Source organism: Methylobacterium sp. E-046, from assembly GCF_022829625.1.
Taxonomy (GTDB): Bacteria; Pseudomonadota; Alphaproteobacteria; order Rhizobiales; family Beijerinckiaceae; genus Methylobacterium; species Methylobacterium longum.
Window position 1 is genome coordinate 1 of sequence record NZ_JAKSYP010000078.1, and the last position, 20,906, is coordinate 20,906.

The 20,906-nt window shown below is 72.2% G+C and carries 28 protein-coding genes and 1 pseudogene; 12 read left to right on the plus strand and 17 right to left on the minus strand.

Annotation, left to right across the window (positions count from 1 at the left end):
- Positions 1–515 (minus strand): annotated as a pseudogene (locus tag MKK82_RS05990) (lytic transglycosylase domain-containing protein); the annotation flags it as partial.
- A gap of 200 nt (positions 516–715) precedes the next feature.
- On the opposite strand from MKK82_RS05990, the gene dapA reads away from it, so the two are divergent.
- The 3 genes from dapA (at position 716) to MKK82_RS06005 (ending at position 2,900) form a co-directional block, all read left to right on the plus strand.
- Positions 716–1,615 carry a 4-hydroxy-tetrahydrodipicolinate synthase gene (dapA, locus tag MKK82_RS05995; RefSeq protein WP_243984904.1) on the plus strand — a complete coding sequence of 300 codons (900 nt, stop codon included), beginning with the start codon at positions 716–718 and terminating at the stop codon, positions 1,613–1,615.
- Positions 1,616–1,630: 15 nt separating this feature from the next.
- The gene (gene smpB / locus MKK82_RS06000; RefSeq protein ID WP_238286032.1) at positions 1,631–2,104 is read left to right on the plus strand and encodes an SsrA-binding protein SmpB; all 474 of its coding nucleotides are present in this window, start codon (positions 1,631–1,633) and stop codon (positions 2,102–2,104) included.
- A 226-nt stretch (positions 2,105–2,330) separates the two neighbouring features.
- A complete protein-coding gene (locus MKK82_RS06005) occupies positions 2,331–2,900 on the plus strand; it encodes a peroxiredoxin (protein WP_238286031.1) in 570 nt (189 codons plus the stop codon).
- Positions 2,901–2,904: 4 nt separating this feature from the next.
- Here the strand turns inward: MKK82_RS06005 and MKK82_RS06010 are convergent, their stop codons facing one another.
- The 3 genes from MKK82_RS06010 to rpoZ form a co-directional block, all read right to left on the minus strand.
- On the minus strand, positions 2,905–3,546 hold the full coding sequence (locus MKK82_RS06010; protein ID WP_238286030.1) for an NYN domain-containing protein: 642 nt from the start codon (positions 3,544–3,546) through the stop codon (positions 2,905–2,907).
- Positions 3,547–3,889: 343 nt separating this feature from the next.
- Entirely contained in the window at positions 3,890–6,142 is a 2,253-nt protein-coding gene (locus tag MKK82_RS06015; protein WP_243984910.1) for a RelA/SpoT family protein, read from the minus strand.
- 184 nt (positions 6,143–6,326) lie between these two features.
- Complete coding sequence (gene rpoZ, locus MKK82_RS06020; RefSeq protein WP_010685409.1) at positions 6,327–6,737, minus strand: DNA-directed RNA polymerase subunit omega; 411 nt, start codon at positions 6,735–6,737, stop codon at positions 6,327–6,329.
- Between the two features lie 290 nt (positions 6,738–7,027).
- Here rpoZ and fabD point away from each other — a divergent pair, with 290 nt between their 5' ends.
- The 4 genes from fabD to fabF all read left to right on the plus strand — a co-directional run bounded on the left by fabD (position 7,028) and on the right by fabF (position 10,735).
- Positions 7,028–7,972, plus strand: coding sequence for an ACP S-malonyltransferase (fabD, locus tag MKK82_RS06025; RefSeq protein ID WP_238286029.1), 945 nt, complete (start codon positions 7,028–7,030; stop codon positions 7,970–7,972).
- 17 nt (positions 7,973–7,989) lie between these two features.
- Positions 7,990–8,727, plus strand: a complete 738-nt coding sequence (gene fabG / locus MKK82_RS06030) for a 3-oxoacyl-[acyl-carrier-protein] reductase (protein WP_238286028.1) — start codon at positions 7,990–7,992, stop codon at positions 8,725–8,727.
- Between the two features lie 329 nt (positions 8,728–9,056).
- Positions 9,057–9,296 carry an acyl carrier protein gene (locus MKK82_RS06035; RefSeq protein WP_007559070.1) on the plus strand — a complete coding sequence of 80 codons (240 nt, stop codon included), beginning with the start codon at positions 9,057–9,059 and terminating at the stop codon, positions 9,294–9,296.
- Between the two features lie 176 nt (positions 9,297–9,472).
- Complete coding sequence (fabF, locus tag MKK82_RS06040) at positions 9,473–10,735, plus strand: beta-ketoacyl-ACP synthase II (RefSeq protein ID WP_243984912.1); 1,263 nt, start codon at positions 9,473–9,475, stop codon at positions 10,733–10,735.
- A gap of 130 nt (positions 10,736–10,865) precedes the next feature.
- Here the strand turns inward: fabF and MKK82_RS06045 are convergent, their stop codons facing one another.
- The 4 genes from MKK82_RS06045 to MKK82_RS06060 form a co-directional block, all read right to left on the minus strand.
- On the minus strand, positions 10,866–11,579 hold the full coding sequence (locus MKK82_RS06045) for a YidB family protein (RefSeq protein ID WP_238286026.1): 714 nt from the start codon (positions 11,577–11,579) through the stop codon (positions 10,866–10,868).
- A 154-nt stretch (positions 11,580–11,733) separates the two neighbouring features.
- Positions 11,734–11,937, minus strand: coding sequence for a hypothetical protein (locus MKK82_RS06050; protein ID WP_238286025.1), 204 nt, complete (start codon positions 11,935–11,937; stop codon positions 11,734–11,736).
- A 95-nt stretch (positions 11,938–12,032) separates the two neighbouring features.
- Complete coding sequence (locus MKK82_RS06055; protein WP_238286023.1) at positions 12,033–12,302, minus strand: hypothetical protein; 270 nt, start codon at positions 12,300–12,302, stop codon at positions 12,033–12,035.
- Positions 12,299–14,416, minus strand: coding sequence for a hypothetical protein (locus MKK82_RS06060; RefSeq protein ID WP_243984906.1), 2,118 nt, complete (start codon positions 14,414–14,416; stop codon positions 12,299–12,301). The genes MKK82_RS06055 and MKK82_RS06060 overlap by 4 nt, the downstream gene beginning before the upstream one ends.
- 174 nt (positions 14,417–14,590) lie before the next feature.
- On the opposite strand from MKK82_RS06060, the gene MKK82_RS06065 reads away from it, so the two are divergent.
- The 3 genes from MKK82_RS06065 to MKK82_RS06075 all read left to right on the plus strand — a co-directional run bounded on the left by MKK82_RS06065 (position 14,591) and on the right by MKK82_RS06075 (position 16,234).
- Complete coding sequence (locus MKK82_RS06065) at positions 14,591–15,481, plus strand: hypothetical protein (RefSeq protein WP_238286021.1); 891 nt, start codon at positions 14,591–14,593, stop codon at positions 15,479–15,481.
- A 79-nt stretch (positions 15,482–15,560) separates the two neighbouring features.
- The gene (locus tag MKK82_RS06070) at positions 15,561–15,809 is read left to right on the plus strand and encodes a hypothetical protein (protein WP_238286020.1); all 249 of its coding nucleotides are present in this window, start codon (positions 15,561–15,563) and stop codon (positions 15,807–15,809) included.
- An 83-nt stretch (positions 15,810–15,892) separates the two neighbouring features.
- A complete protein-coding gene (locus MKK82_RS06075) occupies positions 15,893–16,234 on the plus strand; it encodes a hypothetical protein (protein WP_238286019.1) in 342 nt (113 codons plus the stop codon).
- A gap of 44 nt (positions 16,235–16,278) precedes the next feature.
- Here MKK82_RS06075 and MKK82_RS06080 read toward each other — a convergent pair whose 3' ends face one another.
- A complete protein-coding gene (locus MKK82_RS06080; protein WP_243984908.1) occupies positions 16,279–16,491 on the minus strand; it encodes a hypothetical protein in 213 nt (70 codons plus the stop codon).
- Between the two features lie 421 nt (positions 16,492–16,912).
- Here MKK82_RS06080 and MKK82_RS06085 point away from each other — a divergent pair, with 421 nt between their 5' ends.
- Positions 16,913–17,164: a hypothetical protein gene (locus MKK82_RS06085; protein WP_238286018.1), complete on the plus strand. Its 252-nt coding sequence runs from the start codon at positions 16,913–16,915 to the stop codon at positions 17,162–17,164.
- A 163-nt stretch (positions 17,165–17,327) separates the two neighbouring features.
- On the opposite strand, the gene MKK82_RS06090 is transcribed toward MKK82_RS06085, so the two are convergent.
- A complete protein-coding gene (locus MKK82_RS06090) occupies positions 17,328–17,570 on the minus strand; it encodes a hypothetical protein (RefSeq protein ID WP_238286017.1) in 243 nt (80 codons plus the stop codon).
- A 112-nt stretch (positions 17,571–17,682) separates the two neighbouring features.
- Positions 17,683–17,868 (minus strand): hypothetical protein, encoded by a 186-nt coding sequence (locus tag MKK82_RS06095; RefSeq protein WP_238286015.1) that lies wholly within the window; start codon positions 17,866–17,868, stop codon positions 17,683–17,685.
- 102 nt (positions 17,869–17,970) lie between these two features.
- Here MKK82_RS06095 and MKK82_RS06100 point away from each other — a divergent pair, with 102 nt between their 5' ends.
- The gene (locus MKK82_RS06100) at positions 17,971–18,189 is read left to right on the plus strand and encodes a hypothetical protein (protein WP_279602823.1); all 219 of its coding nucleotides are present in this window, start codon (positions 17,971–17,973) and stop codon (positions 18,187–18,189) included.
- Positions 18,190–18,297: 108 nt separating this feature from the next.
- Here the strand turns inward: MKK82_RS06100 and MKK82_RS06105 are convergent, their stop codons facing one another.
- The 6 genes from MKK82_RS06105 to MKK82_RS06130 form a co-directional block, all read right to left on the minus strand.
- Entirely contained in the window at positions 18,298–18,621 is a 324-nt protein-coding gene (locus MKK82_RS06105) for a hypothetical protein (protein WP_238286011.1), read from the minus strand.
- 299 nt (positions 18,622–18,920) lie between these two features.
- Entirely contained in the window at positions 18,921–19,220 is a 300-nt protein-coding gene (locus tag MKK82_RS06110; RefSeq protein WP_238286009.1) for a PilZ domain-containing protein, read from the minus strand.
- Positions 19,221–19,436: 216 nt separating this feature from the next.
- Entirely contained in the window at positions 19,437–19,619 is a 183-nt protein-coding gene (locus tag MKK82_RS06115) for a hypothetical protein (RefSeq protein ID WP_238286008.1), read from the minus strand.
- Positions 19,620–19,843: 224 nt separating this feature from the next.
- The gene (locus MKK82_RS06120; protein WP_238286007.1) at positions 19,844–20,215 is read right to left on the minus strand and encodes a hypothetical protein; all 372 of its coding nucleotides are present in this window, start codon (positions 20,213–20,215) and stop codon (positions 19,844–19,846) included.
- Between the two features lie 92 nt (positions 20,216–20,307).
- Entirely contained in the window at positions 20,308–20,577 is a 270-nt protein-coding gene (locus MKK82_RS06125; RefSeq protein WP_238286006.1) for a hypothetical protein, read from the minus strand.
- Between the two features lie 205 nt (positions 20,578–20,782).
- Positions 20,783–20,906: MucR family transcriptional regulator (locus MKK82_RS06130; protein WP_243984767.1), on the minus strand; the 124-nt coding region annotated here is incomplete at its 5' end.

Sequence of the window (20,906 nt, forward strand, 5' to 3'; positions counted from 1 at the left end):
TCGCCGTCGGCGACCCGGCCCTTGCGGTAGAGGTCGATGGCGCCGCGCAGCAGCGTCGGGTCGGTGTCGCCGGAGATCTTCGGCCGGGCCGGGTCCGGCACCTCGGGCACCGGCGCTGCCGGGGTGACGGCGGCGTCGGGCAGCGGGAAGGCCACCGGGGCGTCGGGATCGGCGGAGGCGTAGGCCGCGGCGGCGGCCGGCAGCGCCCGCGCGGGCTCCTCGCCCTTGTCGTCGCCGCCGGAGGCGTGGACCGGGTCGAGCTTCAGGGCGTCGGCGGCGACCGGGTCGGCGGCCTTCGCGGCCTGCGCCCCGCGGACCTGGGCGGTCGACAGGGCGGCATCGCTCGCCGGCGGCGCGGGCTGGGTGGCGGGCGGCGTCGCCGCGGGCGCATCCGTGCCGGCGTGGCCGACTTGGCCGGTTTGGCCGGCCAGCGCGACGCCGACGGTGGCGACGAGCGCTACGGCGGCGAGAGAGGCGCGCTTCGAGGTCGGATTCGGGCCCGCGGATCGGATCACGATTTCCCCCTGCTGATCATCGGAGCGGGAAGAGGCGAGGATGGGATCGCGACCATAAAGATCGCGTTAACCGTCCCCACGATCTGTTTGCGCGGCGTGGCGCGACCGCCTATGTCTGCCCGTCCGCGCCCGTAAGGTGCGCGCCACGGGCGGCGCCGAGAACGCCGAGATCCCAGTTGGGACCCTTTGGGACGCCTGAGATGACCGAGATGACCGGGAGCCGCCTGCGGGGCTCGCTCACCGCGCTTGTGACGCCGTTTCGCGACGGGGCCTTCGACGAGGCCGCCTTCCGGAAGTTCGTGCGCTGGCAGATCGAGCAGGGCAGCCACGGCCTCGTGCCCACCGGTACCACCGGCGAGAGCCCGACCCTGACCCATTCCGAGCACGACCGGGTGGTCGAGGCCTGCATCGACGAGGCCGGCGGGCGCGTGCCGGTCGTGGCCGGTGCCGGCTCCAACTCCACCGCCGAAGCCGTTGAGCGGGCGCAGCACGCCGAACGCGCGGGCGCCGACGCCGTCCTGGTGGTGACGCCGTACTACAACAAGCCGACGCAGGCGGGCCTCTACGCCCACTTCAAGGCCGTCAACGACGCGGTCGGCATCCCGATCATCATCTACAACATCCCGCCGCGTTCCGTCGTCGACATGAGTGTCGAGACGATGGCCCGGCTCTTCGAATTGAAGAACATCGCCGGCGTGAAGGACGCGACCGCCAAGATCGACCGCGTCAGCCAGCAGCGACAGGCCATGGGGGCGGATTTCCTCCAGCTTTCGGGCGAAGATGCGACGGCCCTCGGCTACAACGCGCAGGGCGGCCACGGCTGCATCTCGGTGGTGGCCAACGTCGCCCCGCGCCTCTGCGCCGACCTGCAGGAGGCGACGCTGTCGGGCGACTACGCGCGGGCCCTCACCCTCCAGGACCGGCTGTTCCCGCTCCAGGCCGGTCTGTTCGCGGAGGCCAACCCGGCCCCGGTGAAGTACGCGCTGTCCCGGCTCGGGCACATGACCGCGGAACTGCGCCTGCCGCTGGTGCCGGTGACCGAGCCCACGAAGCGCATCGTGGACGACGCCCTGCGCCACGCCGGCCTGCTGGTCGACTGAGGGAAGTCTCGCATCATGGCCCCGAAACCGGAGCCCAGTCGGCGCATCGTCGCCGACAACCGCGCCGCGCGCTATCACTACACGATCGAGGACACGCTCGAGGCCGGCATCGCGCTGACCGGCACCGAGGTGAAATCCCTGCGCGGCGGCAAGGCGACGATCGGCGAGGCCTATGCCGGCCCCTCCGGCAACGACCTGATGCTGTTCAACGCCTACATCCCGGAATACCTGGAGGCGAACCGCTTCAACCACGACACCAAGCGCCCGCGCCGCCTGCTGCTGCACCGCCGCCAGATCAACAAGCTGATCGGCGCCACCCAGCGCCAGGGCTACACGGTGGTGCCGCTGAAGATCTACTTCAACGACAAGGGGCGCGCGAAGGTCGAACTCGGCCTCGGCAAGGGCAAGCAGGCCCACGACAAGCGCGAGGCGGCCAAGGAGCGTGACTGGCAGCGCGACCGGGCGCGGCTGATGCGGGATCGGGGCTGAGGCCGTCGCGGCGCGCTGCCCCGGGCTGCGGTGCATCGGCGAGGGTGGCGCCGCCGGACGCCGCCGCCCCCCCAGCGGGGACGGTCGCGGGACGGTCAGGGGACGGCGGGCGCCCCGGCGACCTCTCTGACGGGGCGGAGTGCGGCTCCTTGGCGCCGCCCGCGCGATGTCCCAAGATGGTGCCGTGCGGCGTGGCCGCGGCCTCGTGACCTTGCGGGAGACGCTCATGCCATCCACCCACGACGCCCTGCCCGACGACCTCCCCGTCCCGGTCGATGACGGCGCGGCCGCGCACCTGCGCGGGATGCGGCTGCCCGACGTGGCGCTCCTTGCCACCGACGGGCGCACGGTCTCGCTGGCGCGCCTCGCCGGCTGCACCGTGGCCTACGCCTATCCGCGCACCGGCGAGCCGGGGCAGCCGAGCCTGACGCCCGACTGGGACGCGATTCCCGGCGCCCGGGGGTGCACGCCGCAGGCCTGCGATTTCCGGGATCACCACGCCGCGCTGACCGCGCGGGGCGTCGCCCAGGTCTTCGGATTCTCCACCCAGACGAGCGCCTACCAGCGGGAGGCGGTCGAGCGGCTGCGCCTGCCGTTCCCGCTGCTCGCCGACCCGCACCGGGCCTTCGCGATGGCGGCCCGCCTGCCGGTCTTCGAGGCCGGCGGACAGGTTCTGCTCCGCCGCCTCACCCTGGTGATCGACGACGGGGTCGTCAGCCAGCTGTTCTACCCGGTCTTCCCGCCCGATGAGAGCGCGCGCCAGGTTCTCGCCTGGCTCGAGGGCGCCGGGGCCTGAGGGCCTACTCCTCCTCGGGCTCCGGCTGGCGGATGCCATAGCGGTTCTCGAGGCTCGGGTTAGGCCGGCCCTCGCCGCGGTAGCGGCTCGGCGACTCGCCGGACGCCCGGGCCGGGCGGTCGCCCGCATCGCGCCCGATCCGGCCCACGAGGCTCGCGAGGTCGACGAACTCGTCCGCCTGACGCCGCAACTCGTCGGAGATCATCGCGGGCTGGGTCTGGATGGTCGAGATGACCGTGACCTTGACGCCGCGCCGCTGCATGGCCTCGACCAGCGAGCGGAAATCGCCGTCGCCCGAGAACAGGATCATGTGGTCGATATGGGCGCTCAGCTCGAGGGCGTCGATCGCCAACTCGATATCCATGTTGCCCTTGTACTTCCGCCGGCCCATCGAATCCGTGAATTCCTTGACGGGCTTCGTCACGACGCGGTAGCCGTTGTAGTCGAGCCAATCGATCAGCGGCCGGATGGAGGAGTACTCCTGATCCTCGATCATCGCGGTATAGTAGAAGGCACGTAGAAGATTCTCCCGGGACTGGAATTCCTTCAGGAGCTTCTTGTAATCGATGTCGAAGCCGAGGGCCTTGGTCGTGGCGTAAAGGTTCGCGCCGTCGATAAAGACGGCGCTGCGGTGCGTCGCAGTCATGGAGTTTCGAAATCCTGAAAATACGGGTGACGGGAAATCATTTGATGAAACGGCCCGGCCGCCTTGCGGGACGGAGGGCCGGACCGGGCGCCACGATGGATCGTCGATATGATCTGTAATCCGGGGCGAAAAGCTTGGTCGCGCGCGCGACCGGTGCCCAGGCCCGCGGACCATTGGTTTGAAACGCGGACTTGTCAAGCAGAGCGTAAGATCTGCGACGTTGAAAATGGGATTCGTTGGCTGGATGGCCGCATCGGGCCACTCGGACAGGTCTTTCGCCGCTACTCGGAAGATCTATCGGTGATGATGGCAATCTGAGATCCGCCTCATCGGCCGGACCACGTCAGCCGTTCACCCGCTCCACGCTGTTCACCGGCCGCTTGCCGCGCAGCTCCGCGATGATGGCGTTGAGGTGCTGCAGGTCCCAGACCGACAGGTCGATGGTGATGTCGGTGAAGTCCTGCGTGCGCCGCTTCATCGAGATGTTGTCGATATTGCCGTCATGGTCGGCGATCACCTGGGCGATCTGAGCGAAGACGCCCGGCTCGTTGATGGACTTGAGCGCGAGGCGCGCGGGGAAGCGCTCGCCGCTGAGCGCCTCCGTGTCCCAGCGGACGTCGAGCCAGCGCTCCGGCTCGTTGTCGAAGGCCGCCAACGCCGCCGACTGGATCGGATAGACGGTGACGCCGACCCCGGGGGTCAGGATGCCGACGATCCGGTCCCCGGGGACCGCGCCGCCGTTCGGCGCGAAGGTGACCGGGAGGTCGCCCGCCAGGCCCCGGATCGGGATCGCGTCGCTCCGGGCCTCGTCCGGCCCGCCCTCGCCGCCCGGGAAGGTCAGGCGCATCGTCTGGTCGGCGGAGCGCACGAGGCGGCCGGCTCCGCCGGCCGAGCCCTGCGCGGCGGAGGGGCGGCGCTCGTCGCGATGGTCGGGATAGACCGCCCGGACCACGTCCCCGGAAAACATCTCCCCGCGGCCGACGGCGGCGAACACGTCCTCGGTGCTGGCGCGCGCCAGCCGCGGCAGGGCGCCCCGCAGCTTGTCCTCCGAGAAGGTCTTGGCCGCGCGCTCGAAGGCCCGGTCCAGGATCTGACGGCCGAGGCCGGCATATTGCCGGCGCACGGCCGTCCGGGTCGCCCGCCGGATCGCCGCCCGGGCCTTGCCGGTCACCACCAGGGATTCCCAGGCGGCCGGGGGCGAGGCCCCGTCCGAGCGGCTGATCTCGACCTCGTCGCCGTTGGCGAGCTCGTGCAGCAGTGGCGCCATCCGGCCGTTGATCTTGGCGCCCACCGCGGTGTTGCCGACGTCGGTGTGGACCGCGTAGGCGAAGTCGATCGGCGTCGCGCCCCGCGGCAGGGCGATCAGCCGGCCCTTCGGGGTGAAGCAGAACACCTGGTCCTGGAACAGCTCCAGCTTGGTGTGCTCCAGGAACTCCTCCGGGCTGTCGCCCTCGGCGAGCAGCTCGATGGTCCGGCGCAGCCACTGGTAGGCGCCGCTCTCGGCGGCCAGCCGCGGATGCACGCTGCCCTCGCCGCGCGCCGGCTCCCTGGGCGGCTCGATGCCGAGTTCCTTGTACTGCGCGTGGGCGGCGATGCCGTACTCGGCGATATCGTCCATGGCGCGGGTGCGGATCTGCAACTCGACGCGCTGGCTCTTCGGGCCGATCACCGTGGTGTGGATCGAGCGGTAATCGTTCTGCTTCGGGGTCGAGACGTAGTCCTTGTACCGGCCCGGCACCATCGGCCAGCTGGTGTGGACGATGCCCAGCGCCGCGTAGCAATTCTGCACGGTGTCGACGACCACGCGGAAGCCGAAGATGTCGGAGAGCTGTTCGAAGGCGACGGATTTGCGCTCCATCTTCGACCAGATCGAGAACGGGCGCTTCTGCCGGCCGCTCACCTCGGCGGTGATCCCCTGCGCGCCGAGCTTGTCGGTGAGTACCTGGGCGATGGTCTCGACCACGCTCTCGGACTTGGCGGTGAGCCGCTCCAGCCGCTGGGTGATGGTCGCGTAGACGTCCGGCTCCAGGTTGCGGAAGGCCAGATCCTCCAGCTCCTCGCGCAGCTCCTGCATGCCCATGCGGCCGGCCAGCGGCGCGTAGATGTCCAGCGTCTCCTGGGCGATGCGGTGACGCTTGTCCTCCCGCATGTGCTGGAGGGTGCGCATGTTGTGCAGGCGGTCGGCGAGCTTCACGAGCAGCACGCGGACATCCGCCGCCACCGCGAGCAGCAGCTTGCGGAAGTTCTCGCCCTGCGCGGCCTGCTTGGAGACGAGGTCGAGGCGCTTGAGCTTGGTCAGGCCGTCGACCAGCGCGCCGATCTCCGGCCCGAACAGCCGGCGGATCTCCTCCAGGGTCGCCTCGGTGTCCTCCACGGTGTCGTGCAGGACCGCGGCCACGATGGTGGCGTCGTCGAGGTGGAGGTCGGTGAGGATCGCGGCGACTTCGAGGGGGTGGGCGAAGAACGGATCGCCCGAGGCGCGCTTCTGCGTGCCGTGCGCCTGCATGGCGTACACGTAGGCGCGGTTGAGCAGCGCCTCGTCGGCGGCCGGGTTGTAGCGCTTGACCCGCTCGACCAGCTCGTACTGGCGCATCATCCGCCGGGACGGGGTCGGTTCCTGGGTCGTGCGCGGGGTCCGGATCACGCGCGATTGTTCCGCACCCGCCGCGCCAGCCTCCGCGGGGAGCGTGACCGCTGCGGGCTCGGAACGAGAGAACCCGGCGTCGCCGCCGGGTCCGGGATCACTCAGGTCGTGCGTGTCGAGACCCACGGGTCCAGGCTCACTCGCCCTCGTCGTCGGTCTCGACCGGCGGGGCGAGGTTCTCGAGACCGCGCAGGAGATCCTCCTCGCTCATGCGGTCGAACTGGACCGCGGCGTCGTCGCTGGAGGATTGCGGGGCCACCGCGGCGGCGGCCGGCGAGCTCGACAGCAGCGGCACGGTCTCGGCCTCCGGCTCGTCCACCTCGACGTATTTCTGCATCGAGTGGATCAGCTGCTCCTTGAGATCGTCGGCCGTGATGGTCTCGTCGCCGATCTCGCGCAGGGCCACGACCGGGTTCTTGTCGCGGTCGCGGTCGATGGTGAGGGGGGCGCCGGCTGCGAGCAGCCGCGCCCGGTGGCTCGCGAGCAGGACGAGCTCGAAGCGGTTCTCGACCTTCTCGATGCAGTCTTCGACGGTGACGCGCGCCATGCGGGGCGGCTCCTTGGGCTTGAGCGACGAATGCTGTCGGGTATGACGCCGTCTTACACCGGATGCCGTTCTGCAACAAGCACAGCGGGTTGCGCCGGGCGCGTCCCTGCCGTTCCGGGCCGCGGAGGGACCGCGGAAGAAACGCTGTGCGTGCGGCGCATCCTGCGGCGCTGTGTGCGGCGCAGAGTTGACACCCGCGGCCGCGGGTGCGAGTGCGCGCGCCATTCCAGTATCTCGGCCGACACGGGCGGCGTTCGCGCGGCGACCGGTGCCGGCGGTCAGGACCCACCATGCGCGCACTCATCTTTCCCGGCCAGGGCAGCCAGGCGGTCGGCATGGCGCGCGACCTCGCGGAGGCCTTCCCGCAGGCCCGGGCCGTGCTCGACGAGGTCGACGCCGCCCTCGGCCAGAACCTGTCGCGGCTGATGTTCGAGGGGCCGGTCGAGGCGTTGACCCTCACGGCCAATGCCCAGCCGGCCCTGATGGCGGCGAGCCTCGCGGTGTTGCGCGTGCTGGAGGCCGAGCGCGGCCTGGATCTCGAACGCGACGTGACCTGCGTGGCCGGCCACTCGCTCGGCGAGTACGCGGCGCTGGCGGCCGCCGGCAGCCTCACGGTCGCGGATGCCGCCCGGCTGCTGCGCCTGCGCGGCGAGGCCATGCAGGCGGCGGTGGCCCCGGGCGCCGGGGCCATGGCGGCGCTGATCGGCACCGATTTGGACACGGCCCGGTCGGTGGCCGAGGAGGCGGCTTCGGCGACGTCTTCGGAGGCGGTGTGCGACGTGGCCAACGACAACGGCGGCGGCCAGGTGGTGCTCTCGGGCGACCGGGCGGCCGTGGAGCGCGCCATCGGGGTCGCCACCGGCCGCGGGATCAAGCGCGCCGTGATGCTCAACGTCTCCGCCCCATTTCACTGCCGCCTGATGGCGCCCGCCGCCGAGGCCATGGCGCGGGCGCTCGCGGCCGTGACCCTCAGGGCGCCGCGCGTCACCCTCTACGCCAACGTCACCGCCGCCCCGGTCTCCGACCCGGAGGCGATCCGCCGGGCGCTGGTCGAGCAGGTCACCGGCACCGTGCGCTGGCGCGCGTGCGTCGCCGCCATGGCGGAATCGGGCGTCGACCGGTTCCACGAACTCGGCGCCGGCAAGGTGCTCACCGGCCTCGTCAAGCGCATCGCGCCCCAGGCCTCGGCCACCGCGATCGGCACGCCCGCGGACGTCGCCGCCTTCGCGCTCTGATCCCCCAGGAGCCCCGCATGTTCGAACTCACCGGCCGCAAGGCCCTCGTCACCGGTGCAACCGGCGGTCTCGGCCAAGCGATCGCCCGGACGCTGCACGCGCAGGGCGCCACCGTGGCGCTCTCGGGCACGCGCCCGCAGGCCCTGGAGGCGCTGGCGGCCGAGCTCGGCGAGCGGGCCCAGCCGGTGGCGGCCGACCTCGCCGACAGGGATTCGGTCGAGGGCCTCGTGCCGGCCGCCGAGGCCGCGATCGGCCCGCTGGACATCCTGGTGAACAACGCCGGCATCACCCGCGACAACCTCTTCATGCGGATGAAGGACGAGGAGTGGGAGCAGGTGCTCTCCGTCAACCTCACCGCCGCCTTCCGCCTGTCGCGGGCCGCCGTGAAGGGCATGATGCGCCGCCGCTTCGGGCGGATCGTCAACATCGGCTCGGTGGTCGGCAGCACCGGCAATCCCGGCCAGGGCAACTACGCCGCCGCCAAGGCCGGCCTCGTGGGCCTGACCAAGGCGCTGGCGGCCGAGGTCGCCTCGCGGGGGATCACGGTCAACTGCGTCGCGCCGGGCTTCATCAGCTCGCCGATGACCGACGCCCTCAATGAGAAGCAGCGCGAGACCATCCTGGCGCGCGTGCCCGCCGGGCGCCTCGGCGAGGGCGCCGAGGTGGCCGCCGCCTGCCTCTACCTCGCCTCCGTGGAGGGCGGCTACGTCACCGGCCACACGCTGCACGTCAACGGCGGAATGGCGATGTACTAGGATCGGTATACTGGTCTCGGCCGTCGCGGAATCGGTGCGAATCACCCGCCCCGGCACGCAAACGCCACACCCATGAAGGGTTTCTGAACGGCCCCTCGCCAGGGCGGGAGCCCTGTGCTACCAACCCCCCGCAGCCGCACAGGGGGTTGACGGTTCAGCGGGTTTTCAGTCCAAGGCCTCCCGGCGGGGGCACCCTGGTTCACCTTGCCGGTTACCTCGAAGCACGCGCGATCGGACACCGGCCCGTCAACAAGCCCGAAGGGGCGCGACGCGGCCAAGGCACCACCCCGAGAAGACTGACAGACCAAAAGGACGAGGACGGAAGACCGATGAGCGATATCGCTGAGCGCGTGAAGAAGATCGTCGTCGAGCACCTGGGCGTCGAGCCCGAGAAGGTGGTCGAGAGCGCCAACTTCATCGACGACCTCGGTGCCGACAGCCTCGACACGGTCGAGCTGGTGATGGCCTTCGAGGAAGAATTCAACGTCGAGATCCCGGACGACGCGGCCGAGACCATCCAGACGGTCGGCGACGCCGTGAAGTTCCTGGAGAAGAACTCCGCCGCCTGAGGGCGCCGGGACTCACGTTTCACGCGGCGCGGGTGAGGCGGAACAGCCCCCGCGCCGTTATGCGTTTCAAGGTTCGCAGACGTGATAGGTCCCGCCGGGACCGATCCCGTCCTCGACAGTTGTAGACGATGCGCTCCGGCGGCGGCCCGGAGGCGCTTCAGGACGGGATGGGCGTTATGCGGCGGGTGGTGGTCACGGGTCTGGGGATGGTCACGCCGCTGGGCAGCGGGGTCGAGCACACCTGGAGCCGGCTGATCGCGGGCGACAGCGGCGCCGGCCCGATCCGCGGCTTCGAATCCGCCGACCTGCCCTGCCGGATCGCCGCGCAGGTCCCCTTCGGCGACGGCACCGACGGCACCTTCAACCCCGACGCGGTGATGGAGCCCAAGGAGCAGCGCAAGGTCGATCCGTTCATCGTCTACGCCATGGCGGCGGCCGATGAGGCCCTGAAGGACGCGAACTGGCGCCCGGAGAGCCACGAGGACCAGTGCGCCACCGGCGTGCTGATCGGCTCCGGCATCGGCGGCATCGGCGGCATCTACGACGCCTCCGTGACCCTGCACGAGAAGGGCCCCCGCCGGATCTCGCCGTTCTTCATCCCGGGCCGGATCATCAACCTCGCCTCCGGCCAGGTCTCGATCGCGCACGGCCTCAAGGGCCCGAACAACGCCGTGGTCACGGCCTGCTCCACGGGCGCCCACGCCATCGGCGATGCGAGCCGCCTGATCGCGCTCGGCGACGCCGACGTGATGGTGGCGGGCGGCGCGGAGTCGCCGGTGAACCGCCTCTCGATCGCGGGCTTCTCCGCCTGCCGGGCGCTGACCACGGGCTTCAACGACGCGCCGGAGCGGGCCTCCCGCCCCTACGACCGCGACCGCGACGGCTTCCTCATGGGCGAGGGCGCCGGCATCGTGGTGCTGGAGGAGTACGCGCACGCCAAGGCCCGCGGCGCGAAGATCTACGCCGAGGTGGTGGGCTACGGCCTCTCGGGCGACGCCTACCACATCACCTCCCCGTCGCCCGACGGCGACGGCGCCTTCCGCTGCATGAGCGCGGCGGTGAAGCGGGCCGGGATCTCCCCGGCCGAGATCGGCTACATCAACGCCCACGGCACCTCGACGCCCATGGGCGACGAGCTGGAACTGAAGGCCGTGGAGCGGCTCCTCGGGGACGCCGCCGCGCATGCCACCATGTCGTCCACCAAGAGCTCGGTCGGGCACCTGCTCGGCGCCGCCGGCTCGGTCGAGGCGATCTTCTCCATCCTCGTCCTGCGCGACGGCGTGATCCCGCCGACCCTCAACCTCGACAACCCCTCGGTCCAGACCAAGATCGATCTGGTGCCGTTCGAGGCGAAGCGGGAGCAGGTGGATGTCGTTCTGTCGAACTCGTTCGGGTTCGGCGGCACGAACGCGTCGCTGGTGATGCGACGGGTCAACTGATGTCCGAACGGATGATCATCCGGTCGTCGTAGAGGACAGACCCGGCGACGCGATCAGGCGAGGATGTTGAGCGCAAGACTTTGATCGCTCGACGACGCGTCGAAGGTCTGTCGGAGGCGAAGGCCGGCGCTCACCACCCTCGCCGCTCCTCCTCGCCCGGCACCCGCCCCTGTGGCGTGAGCGCGTGCACCACCTCCGGCAACGCCTGCGCCAGCTGGGACAGGAGCGCCTCGCGGTCCAGCCCGGTCTGGCTCTGGAGGGTGTCCACCGTGTCGGGGCCGAGCGCCCGGGCGAGCTGGTCCGGGGCCACCGGACGGTTGGCGCCGTGGCCGATCCAGGACTCCATCACGTCGCCGAGGCCACCTTGGCGAAACCGGTCCACCAGCCCGTCGAGGCCGCCGAGATCGCCCTGATCGTCGGGTCCGGCGCGGCTCGGGGACGGAGCGCCGCCGGGGCCGTCGAGCATGCCGGAGAGGTCCGAGAAATCGCCGGGCGGCAGGGATCGGTCCACCGGACCGTCTGGGCCGCCGTCGCGGCGGCCGCCATACTGGTCCCAGCCGCCGATGTCGCCGCCCTCGTCCGGGGGCCGGCGCCCGCCGGCATCGGCGGGGTGCTGACCGGGGTCGCGCCCGTAGGGACCCGCCCCGCCGGAGCGGTCGGCCTCGGGCCCCGGCTCACCCTGGCGCCCGCGCCCGAAGATGTCGCCGAAGCCGCCGCCGGCACCCTTGGCCAGCAGCAGCATCAGCAGGGCCTTCACCAGGGGCGACATCCCCCCGGCTCCCTGCCTCTGCCCGCCGAACACCTGACCGAGCACGCCGCCGATCGCCGATTCGAGCAGTCCCATCCGCGTCACTCCCGCGATGCCCGGCCCCGGGCCCCGGCGGACAACAATCCGGAACCGGTCCCGGTTGCCGCGCGCCGCCTGGAAAGCGGCGCCCGGAGCCGTCGGGCGGCGCGACCGCGGAGCCGGACCGCGTCATGCGGGCGAGAGCCCGCCCTCAGCGGACCGTGTCCACCAGGGCCGCCTGTGCGGTGCCGCGGGCCGTGGTCGCGTCCGCGGGCTCGATCAGCGGCACCGTGGCGGCCGAGAGGGCGAGGGCTGCCAGGAACAGGCCGGTGGCGGCGGCGCCGGCCCGGGGGCGTGGCAGGCGGAGGGCGGCGCGACGCTGCGCCGGGCGGTGATGGCGGTCGATCCGGATCATGGCGGCCTCATCGGTTCGGGTTGGGCCAGGGGCCCTGCATGCCGGGGAAACGCCGGCAGGCCGCGTGCCGGTTCCCGGGTGCGTCGCCGAACCCGTCAGCTCCGGGTCACCAGCCGCCGTCCCAGCGCCCCCAGGATGCAACCCGCGCCGTAGGGCGGCAGGATCAGGGCGGCGGTCTCCAGCCAGAGCCCCGGCAGCCCCGGCACGAACCCGGCGATCGCCGCAGCCGCCAGCAGCCCGGAGAGCACGAACAGGCCGAGGGGCACGGCGTACCGGTCGGGCCAGCCCGCGAGCGCCCCGACCACGAGGCCGAGCAGGCCCGCCCCGGCGAGACCGGGCCAGAAACCAGCGAGGAGAAGCGTCACGGCAGCAGCGCGAAGGCGACGGGGCCGGCCGGCCCGTCCGGCCCGGGGGCGACCTGATCGGGGCGGGCGCCGGCCTGGAGGAGGTACTCCACCACGGCCTGCGCGCGCAGCCGAGGCAGGTCCTGCGGCGGCTCCTCGGGCGCGTCGGCGGGCTTCTTCGCCGCGGCCTTGCCGTGCCCGGTCGGTTCCTTCTTCACCGCATCCCTCTTCCCGGCCTCCTTCTTCGGGGGATCTCCCCGGGCCGCCCCCGTGACGGCCGCATCCTTCCTGCCCGGTGCCGCGCCGCCGGCCGAAGCGGGCTTCCCCGATGCCGCGGTCTGGTCGGAGGGAACGGGCTTGGCTGGCGCGTCAGCCTTGGCAGGCGCGTCAGCCTTCGCCGGCACGTCAGCCTTCGCCGGCACGTCAGCCTTGGCCGCGCTGGCGACCTGGGCGTGCTCGGCCGCGGCCGGATGAGCCTCCTCCCCCGGCGTCGGCCCGGCGGCGGGCGTCGGAGCGGCCTTGGCCGGATCCGCAGGGCCCGAGACCGTGAGGCGCAGGGTCGGGCACGCCTTGGCCAGGGCCGCCAGCGTGTCCAGCGTCGGGTAGAAGGAAGGCGTCAGTGCGGTGCTGCCCGCCGGGAAGCGCAGGCTCGCCCCCGCCACGGCGGCGGCGCCCTCGGCCCGGCAGGTTTCCGGATCGCGCCGCTCCGCCGGTTGCCGGGCCGACACCGCCGCGCGCCCGGTCCAACCCGGGGGCAGCGCCCCGGCCAGCCGGTCGGGGACGCGGGCGGCGCTCTCCCGGTAGAGGCTCTCGCCGGTCAACGTGAGGGCGCGGTCCGAGACCGTCACCGCGCCATCGGCGAGTCCGGTCACCAGGGGGATCGCGGCGGCGAGCGCCTCGCCGAGATCGGGCGGCGCCCCCTCGGCGAGGCGGGTGCGGTCGATCACGGGCTCGCGGAACAGGCGCGGCTTCAGGGCCTCCAGGATCCGCTCCCGGGTGCGCGCGTCCGGCACGTGCCCGCTGAGCGTGACCGCGTCCGCGGTCCGGCGGATCGTCACCCGGTAGGGCGAGAGCGGCCGCGCCGTGAGCGCCACCGCGCCGGCCTTCACGCCGGCCGGCCGGGCGTCGCGCATCAGCGCCTGCGCGTCCGGGATGGCCTGCCCGTCGATGGCGTCCCCGGTCATCGAGATGGTGCCGTCCGCGAAGGCGATGCGGCCGGTCTGGATCAGGTCGGCGAGGCGGAACGCGTAGGCGATGAGGCCCTTCGGGTCGATCGCCGGATCGAGGCCGCGCCCCAGGAGGAGCCGGTCCTCGACCTGACCGCCCGTCCCGACCGCGGCCTCCTGGGCTTCGCGCCGGGCCGCCTCCAGGTCGGACGCGGCGGGGGCGAACCCGTCGAGCACGATGCCCCGGGCGGTCTTCTCCACGGCGAACCGGTACTGCGCCACCAGCGGCGGCAGGATCTCCACTCGCCCGATGCTGTACCCCTCCGGCGGATCGGACAGGGCGGCCCGGAGCGCCTCGTAGGCGGGAACGTCCACGGCCTCGCCGGACAGGCTCAGCACGGTGTCGCTGAGCGACGCCCGGCTACCCTTGGTGAGCCCGGAGAGGCGCGCCGCCAGGAACGCCGCCGCGCTCGGGAAGTCCGGCGGCGCACCCCGGGCGGCCCGGGCGGTGTCGTCGAGGTTGGTGCCGGGGCTCAGGGCGCCGGTCACCCGCGCCTCCAGGACCCGCCGGCCGATCTCCACCGGGCGGCTGCCCTCCAGGGCGATCCGGTCGGGCCCGGTGCGGATCGCCGCCCACTGGAACGGCGCGGCGGTCTCCACGAGGCCGACCGCCGAGACGATGCGGCGGGGGCCGTCCAGCGCGGCGAGGCGGGTCAGGACGGTGTCGCGCACACCCACATCCGGCGCCTCCCCGGCCGCCAGGAGATCGCGGCCCCGGGCCTCCAGCCGCAGCCAGGGCTCTCCGGTGCCGGTGTCGGTGCCCGCCGCCACCGGCGCGCCCGCGGCCTCGATCCGCTCGGCGATCTGCGGGGCGGCGTAGAGGGTCGCGCTCGCCCAGGTCAGCGCGAGCGCCGGCAGGCCGGCGAGCCAGCCGGCACGGCGCAAGCCTGAGGCGAAGATTTCGGGCACCGGTCGACCGGGGGTTCGGGCAAAGACGCCGGCGAGACGACACCGCCATTCCGGCAGGATGAAGGCCGCCGCCGGATTCGGGGCCTCAGCGGCACGGCCCGCGTCAGCGCGCCGCCGGAGCCTCCGGTGCCGCCCGGCCGTTGACGCTGCGAAGCCTTTCGTCCGGAGATTGTCATGCGGGCCCTCCTCGCCGCCCTGCTGGTGCCGATCGCCCTCCCCGCCGCGGCTCAGAGCCTGTCGGCCACCGCGACGGTGCCGAATTCGGCCTCGCTGGAGCCGCTCACGGCGATCGGCAATCCGGGGCAGCTCAGTCTCGGGGGCGGTTCGACCACCGGGCCCTTCCCGACTCTCTCGGCGCAGACCGGCGGCCTCGTGAATGCCGGCCAGCTCAGCCTCGGCCGCTCCGGCGGGGGCGGCGGCACCGTCGGGGCGCCCTCGGGCGGCGCGCCCGGCGCGGGCCAGCTCGGATCCCAGGGGGGCGGCACCACCGGGGGCGCCGGCGTCGTCGGCGCGACGCCCGGGCGGAGCGGGATCAGCAACACGATCGGCGCCACGGGGTCCCGGAGCGGCTTCGGCGGCACGGCGCGCGCGAACTCGGGCGCGACAGCGGGCGGGGCCGCGGGCGGCGCGCCGTCCGCAACCGTCGGGACCGCCGGCTTCGCGGGCGGCCTGACCCCGCGGGGCTCGGGCGCGACGGCCGGCGGGTTCGGAACGGGCGCCGTCGGCTTCGGCGCGAGTGCGACCGGCACCTCGGGGGCGGCCGCCTTCGGGGCCGCAGGCGTGCAGGATCGTGCCGCCAGCCTCGGCGTGGCCGTCCCGGCGACGGGGACGACGGGCGGGGGAGGTTCGGGCGGGGCCGGGATCGCTGCCGGTTCCGGCGGGGCGGCGGACCAGGATCTCAACGCCGTGGCGCTCTCCCGCGCGGCGCAGGCCGGGGGCGGGACCGGCGGTGGCGCGGTCGGCGGTGCCAGCATCGCGGGCGGAGCGGGCGCGGCGCCAGGTCCGGGCGGTCTCTGCAACGGCCTGCCGGCCGAGGCCTGCCTCGCCGGGGCCGGCTCGTTCTGACCGGCGACGGCGTGGGGAACCGGCGTCAAGCGCTGCCGTTCATCCTGTTCCGGCACCTCGGCCGGGACAGGAGGCAGAGATGAACGTCACTCTTGGTCGCATCTCGCTCGCGGCCGTACTGGTTCTTGGCGTCTCGAGCGCGGCATTCGCCCGGGAAGCCGGTCCCCAGGCGCGCGGCGCCGGGAAGGCGTCGGGCCTGCACGGGATCGGTTTCACGGATCCGAAGTTCGGTTCGGCAATGCGCACCGGCAAGGATCAACCCTATACGTGGCCGGTGAGCGACCGCTATCGTCCGGTGTCCCAGCCCTTCTACGGCCGGGCCTACTGACGGCCCCCGCCGGCACCGGGAACACGCCCCGGCGCGGGAACGCGCCGGTCTCCGCAGCTCACAGAGACAGAGGAGGATGCGTGGTGCCTCCGTCGAGCCGGCTCATCCTCGCGGTGCTGGCCGCCGCGCCGCTATCGGCGCGGGCCGGCGAATTCGCCCCGACGCCGCCGGTGCCCGGCATGGCCCTGACGCTTCCCGGATCCGGCATGGCGACCGGCGCTCCGGTCCCGCTGGCCCCGGTCCCGTCACCCGCGGCCACCGCGCCGCCGGCTCCGGTCCCGACCCCGGCCCAGGCCGACCTCACCGGCCCACGACGGCCCAGGACACTCGGCAGCGGATTTCCGTCCACGGACGGCCAGCTTCCGAACCAGCGCACCGGACCGCGACGTGAGCGCGTGGTGCACGACATCTGCATCGGCTGCTGAGCGGATCCCGACATCATTGCCCCCGGGGGCGAATGCGGGTCGGGCTAACCCGGCGCGCCGGCCTTCACCCGGATCCAGCGCGGTGAGACGATGCCGCCGGCCTCGGTGACGATCCAGGGCCGCGCGTCCTCGACCGCGACGGTCCGTGCGGCGGCGGCCTGCGTCTCCCGCAAAATCGGGACTGAACGCCCCTCGGCGGACCGGCCCGCAGGACGACCGGCCGAGCGCCGTGGCCGAACGGTCAGCGCGGCGCGCATGCCGGATCGGCCGGCGTCATTTCTCGCTCCCCGAGCTTGATCGGCGGGACGCCCCCGGTGCGTCCGTCGGACACGGCTCCCGTACCGGCGATTCGCCTCGCCGGTCCAGTGGGATCCGCCGCCGGGTTTCGGGCGGATAAACACCGGACCGCGGCGTCGCGGAAAATCAAATCTTGCACGGCTTCAATTTTACTTTGAGATCTGCCACGTGGAAGTTTAATACATTTGCATCGAATGCATGGCCGAACCCAGGATCGACACGGCCGGCCGCTCCCGTTGTCCCGAGAGCATTGCATTACCGTGCTGATCCGGCGTTATGTTGCATTGCGAAATCAGCATGCCGCATCGCACAAATCCGTGGTGTCATAGGGCCGTCGATCGCACGTCGCGATCGAACACGCGATCGAAACGGAACCGCACCATGCGCACGATCCTCATCCTCGCGTCGGCCGCGCTCGTCTCGGCCGCCGTCATCCGGCCCGCTGCCGCCGACGACCACCTGAACCTGACGCCGCCCCTCTACCGGGAGCAGGCCCGCGTCGCGCGGCAGGTTCGCCCCGTGAGCGACATGACGACCACCCCCCAGCCCGTGGCCGCACCGGCGATCCCCCGTCGGGCGGGCTCGACGGCCGATCGCGCCATGATCCAGGCCTTCGCCGAGACGAGCCGCTGATCCCACGCTCCGCCGGCGGGATAATCGCTCGGCGGGCGCGGGCTCTCTGACGGTGGGCCTGAGCCGAGGCTGGAGCATCCCGACCCGCTTGCCCCGGCACGGTCACCAAGCCGCGGTTACTGAGCCGCGATCACTGTGCCGCGGTGGCCGCATCCGCGGGGCATCAGACCAGGCGCAGGTTCCGGGCTGCCTCTGCGGGCGAGACCCCGCGTCGGATCAGCCTGCGGGTCCGCGCCCGCTGATCGCGTCCGGCGCTGAGGGTGGCGGATGCCGCCCGATGCGCGTCGAGCCACAGTTCCAGCCACGCGCAGTGCGCCGCCACGCCGAGCAGGACGGCATTCTCGGCCTGCCGCAGGCCCAGCCGCAGGCTCTCATCCGCCAGCCGGCCCACCTCCCCGTAGATCATCCGCGTCCCCGCCCCGATCCGTCCGGATGGTCCTGGCCGCGGGCGCGCAACCGCGGTGGCGCGTCCCTGGCCGTTCGATCATCTTGCTCCGCCATGCGACGCCGAAATTGCGTCAAATGTCGGTCTCGCGCCGGATGACCGCATCCTCGTCGAGCCCCTTCTGCGACAGGCCGACGTCGGGATCCTCGTCGGTGAGCGACGGCGACACGATCCGGGCGGCCGGCCCGGGTCTCGCGGGCTCACCCTCGGGCGGGGTGGTTTCCCGGTCCGGCGGCTCGCGCGTGCGTGCGTTCGTCATTCGGGACATCCCATCCGGAACCACTCCGTCCGACCAACGCGCCATACCTCCTCCGGCTCCTCAACGGAGCGCGGAGCGGCAGGATGGGATTGGCCGCGCTATATGGGAGCTGAGAGCAAGGAGTCCGTTGTGTTCACCGTCAAGGGGATCGACCCGTCCGGGCGCGTCATGACCTTCGCCTGCGGGACCGATGAGCAGGCCATGGAGAAGACCTGGGAGCTCGCCCGGCGCGGCTTCCGGGAGATCACGGTCGCCGATCCGAAGGGCAAGGAGATGTCCGCTATGGCCTTCGAGCGGTCCCTGAACATTGATTGGGAATGAAGCGCGGGCGATCCGGCAGCGCGGCCGGAAGGCCCCGCGGCCTGTCCGGCGGCCGATCCCTGCAATGACACTGCAGGTCGGGGCGCGGCGTCCGGCCCCGCGGGACCGTCAGTGCAATTCGTAGCAGTTCGTGATCACGCGCGGGTTGCGCGTCACATCGTACAGGATCGAGCACTGGACCAGGTAGGTCCGGTCCTTCTTCCGAAACAGGATCAAGGACGAGCGATTGTCGAAGGTCCCGGTATAACCGGCGATCTCCCAGCCGTCGGCGCTGAGCCGCTCGATGGTGAGCGGCTGCTCGGCCGCGGCCGCTGAGACGAAGCCGACACCCGTGATCGTGCCCAGCCGTCCGAGAACCGGCCCGGCCGCGCGGACCCGCCGGAGAAGGCGGCGCCCCAGAGGCTCCGTGATCCTGCGCGCCGGACGGGTCACAGCTCCGCGCCCGCGTCGCCGTCCGGTGCCGGCGTCCCCCGCGGCGGCGCAGGATCCGTCCCGGGCTCCGGCGCAGGCGCCAGCCGCGGAGGCGGCATGTCTCCGGTATTCGGCGGCGTCGGCAACCCCTGCGGCAGGTCGGGGACGGGAGGGTCGTCCTCACGCGGTGTTGAATCCGGCATGGCCTGTCCCCGCTATGGCGCTGCGCCTGCACGGGGCGGCAGCGTACGGTGGAGGGAACGACTCAATCGCGGGAAGGTGCCGCACCCACGGGCAACGCCGCCCGGGCCGGCGCCGCATCAGGCGGTTTCCAGCGCGTGGCTGCAACCCCCGCCGTGCAGACCCATCCCGGCGGATCCCTCCGTGGCGGCCCCGATCTCCTCCGCCTTGCGCCAGATCGCCCGGCAGACGAGGAACTCGTTGCTCGCATCGATGCTGAGGACGAAGCGTTCCGGCACGATCTCGGCGTCCGGAAGAGCGATGCGGACCCCGCCGGCCGAGCGGTCGTAGACGATGCAGGGCAAGGTTCGATGCTCGTCGACCGAGATGCTGCCGGCCTCATTCATCAATGTGCGCGGGGTGCTGCGTCGTTCGAACATCGCCGCCTCGTGGAACTGCGAGCGGCAGGATCGGTCACGCACCTTCAGGCCGCGTATGAGAAATGCGTCGCATTTTCAGTATCTGCTATCGACTGTGAATTACGTGTGTTTTGAGCGTATCCAGAGCGTATCTGGCGGACCAATAAAGTCGATGGCGGCGGCCGGCACCGGCCGCCGAGTGCCGCCTCGGCGGAGCCGGCCTGGAGCGCCGGAGACCTACTCGGTGATCACTTGGACGAGGGTCGTCAGGAAGCCCAGAGCGACGGCGCCGATGCCACCCATGAAGGCCACGTCCCATCCGGCGAATTCCTTCGACTGGGGGGCACGCATGAAGGCAAAGAGCGTGAGGGCAGCCCCGCACACGACGAGCGCGATGGCGAGATAGATCGGCCGAGACATGACGCTTCCTCCTCCAGCCGATCTCGCGTCCCTGACGGGCTCTTTATTCGGATGCAGGCGACCGGCTTGATCTGTCTTGTCGCATCCGTCGACAAACCATGACAGACGAAATCGCGGCGAACAAGCTGCCGTCAAGTTCTGCATCGCAGAACGACCATGAGGCGGATGCCGAGATCTTGCCCTCGTCCTCCGCTCGGCCGGCTCAGGGCGCGGTCCGATCCGCGTCAGTCGACGAAGACGCGGACGCCGTCGGTGTTGAGGATGTCGCGCTGATCGGCACACCATCGTTCCGCGCCCAGGGTCGCGATCTCGCCTGCGACGCGCCGGCCTTCCGCGGCGATGGCCGCACGGGCCCGGTCGTGGCCCAGGGCTTGGTCGAGGGCTCGGCGAACGGTGCGGGACAGGCCTTCGGAGACGGTGTCGTCCACCGTGTAGAGCGCGCGGCAGTACAGGACGATCCCGGCCTGCGCGCCGACGGTCCGGACGAGGCCCGCGATCGTCTCCGCGCGCTTGGCGGTCTCATCGTCCTCAGCGGCCGAGGCGCCGCCACCGAGCAGGGCGGCGAGGAGCGAGCCGGCGACCAGGGTACGTCTCATCCTCGGGATTCCCTCGGCGATCCGGGGTCGGGCCGCCCCGTCGACCGCGCTGCACGCCCGCGTGCGAACCCCGGCAATCCGGGCCGCGCCGGTTACCGGCGGGCCGCCATCAGATCGTGGGAGAGCACCGTCAGCTTGCCGATCAGGCTGCTGATGTCGTTGCCCTTGCAGGACCACTGCGTCCCGATCGCTTCACCGTCCGCCGAGACCGAAACCACCGCCACCGAGCGGAGCCGACCTTCGCGGGCGAGGGCCAGCTGGTCCTGCAGGACGGCGATGATCGAGGCGGTATCCTCATCGGCGACCGCGGGCGCGACATGCGCCGGGAACGGTACCACCGTGCTGGTCTGCTCTGGCTTCATGTCGCTGAACCCTCGGTTGTCATCCTGGGGATCGGCGTGCGCATCCGCTTTGTGCAGAGTATGGCAGCTTGTCCGTGTCGCGCGATGTCCCGGACGCGTGTGGCACTCCGGCAACGGTTTCGGCGGGGCCTGGACGGGGTGCGATCGGGACACTCGCCCGGTCAGCACCCCGTCGCAGCATGGCGTTGAGGCGGCCTTGGCCCCCTCAGGCGGCCTTGCCCTTGCGCTCGCGCTCGGCCATGGCGCCGGGCTGTCCGAGGCCGATGGCCTTGGCGAGGGCGGAGCGCTGCTCGGCGTAGCTCGGGGCGACCATCGGGTAGTCGGACGGC

What these genes read in the sequence shown, in the direction of transcription:
- rpoZ (WP_010685409.1), bottom strand. Translation starts at nt 6,737, where the DNA reads ATGGCGCGCGTCACCGTCGAAGACTGCATCGAGAAGGTCGAGAACCGC.
- MKK82_RS06120 (WP_238286007.1), bottom strand. Translation starts at nt 20,215, where the DNA reads ATGAGACGTACCCTGGTCGCCGGCTCGCTCCTCGCCGCCCTGCTCGGT.
- fabD (WP_238286029.1), top strand. Translation starts at nt 7,028, where the DNA reads ATGCGCGCACTCATCTTTCCCGGCCAGGGCAGCCAGGCGGTCGGCATG.
- MKK82_RS06045 (WP_238286026.1), bottom strand. Translation starts at nt 11,579, where the DNA reads ATGGGACTGCTCGAATCGGCGATCGGCGGCGTGCTCGGTCAGGTGTTC.
- MKK82_RS06015 (WP_243984910.1), bottom strand. Translation starts at nt 6,142, where the DNA reads ATGATGCGCCAGTACGAGCTGGTCGAGCGGGTCAAGCGCTACAACCCG.
- MKK82_RS06085 (WP_238286018.1), top strand. Translation starts at nt 16,913, where the DNA reads ATGCGCACGATCCTCATCCTCGCGTCGGCCGCGCTCGTCTCGGCCGCC.
- MKK82_RS06035 (WP_007559070.1), top strand. Translation starts at nt 9,057, where the DNA reads ATGAGCGATATCGCTGAGCGCGTGAAGAAGATCGTCGTCGAGCACCTG.
- MKK82_RS06070 (WP_238286020.1), top strand. Translation starts at nt 15,561, where the DNA reads ATGAACGTCACTCTTGGTCGCATCTCGCTCGCGGCCGTACTGGTTCTT.
- MKK82_RS06115 (WP_238286008.1), bottom strand. Translation starts at nt 19,619, where the DNA reads ATGTCTCGGCCGATCTATCTCGCCATCGCGCTCGTCGTGTGCGGGGCT.
- MKK82_RS06080 (WP_243984908.1), bottom strand. Translation starts at nt 16,491, where the DNA reads ATGCGCGCCGCGCTGACCGTTCGGCCACGGCGCTCGGCCGGTCGTCCT.
- MKK82_RS06090 (WP_238286017.1), bottom strand. Translation starts at nt 17,570, where the DNA reads ATGATCTACGGGGAGGTGGGCCGGCTGGCGGATGAGAGCCTGCGGCTG.
- MKK82_RS06100 (WP_279602823.1), top strand. Translation starts at nt 17,971, where the DNA reads ATGGGAGCTGAGAGCAAGGAGTCCGTTGTGTTCACCGTCAAGGGGATC.
- MKK82_RS06125 (WP_238286006.1), bottom strand. Translation starts at nt 20,577, where the DNA reads ATGAAGCCAGAGCAGACCAGCACGGTGGTACCGTTCCCGGCGCATGTC.
- fabG (WP_238286028.1), top strand. Translation starts at nt 7,990, where the DNA reads ATGTTCGAACTCACCGGCCGCAAGGCCCTCGTCACCGGTGCAACCGGC.
- MKK82_RS06050 (WP_238286025.1), bottom strand. Translation starts at nt 11,937, where the DNA reads ATGATCCGGATCGACCGCCATCACCGCCCGGCGCAGCGTCGCGCCGCC.
- smpB (WP_238286032.1), top strand. Translation starts at nt 1,631, where the DNA reads ATGGCCCCGAAACCGGAGCCCAGTCGGCGCATCGTCGCCGACAACCGC.
- MKK82_RS06095 (WP_238286015.1), bottom strand. Translation starts at nt 17,868, where the DNA reads ATGACGAACGCACGCACGCGCGAGCCGCCGGACCGGGAAACCACCCCG.
- MKK82_RS06005 (WP_238286031.1), top strand. Translation starts at nt 2,331, where the DNA reads ATGCCATCCACCCACGACGCCCTGCCCGACGACCTCCCCGTCCCGGTC.
- MKK82_RS06110 (WP_238286009.1), bottom strand. Translation starts at nt 19,220, where the DNA reads ATGTTCGAACGACGCAGCACCCCGCGCACATTGATGAATGAGGCCGGC.
- MKK82_RS06010 (WP_238286030.1), bottom strand. Translation starts at nt 3,546, where the DNA reads ATGACTGCGACGCACCGCAGCGCCGTCTTTATCGACGGCGCGAACCTT.
- MKK82_RS06065 (WP_238286021.1), top strand. Translation starts at nt 14,591, where the DNA reads ATGCGGGCCCTCCTCGCCGCCCTGCTGGTGCCGATCGCCCTCCCCGCC.
- dapA (WP_243984904.1), top strand. Translation starts at nt 716, where the DNA reads ATGACCGAGATGACCGGGAGCCGCCTGCGGGGCTCGCTCACCGCGCTT.
- fabF (WP_243984912.1), top strand. Translation starts at nt 9,473, where the DNA reads ATGCGGCGGGTGGTGGTCACGGGTCTGGGGATGGTCACGCCGCTGGGC.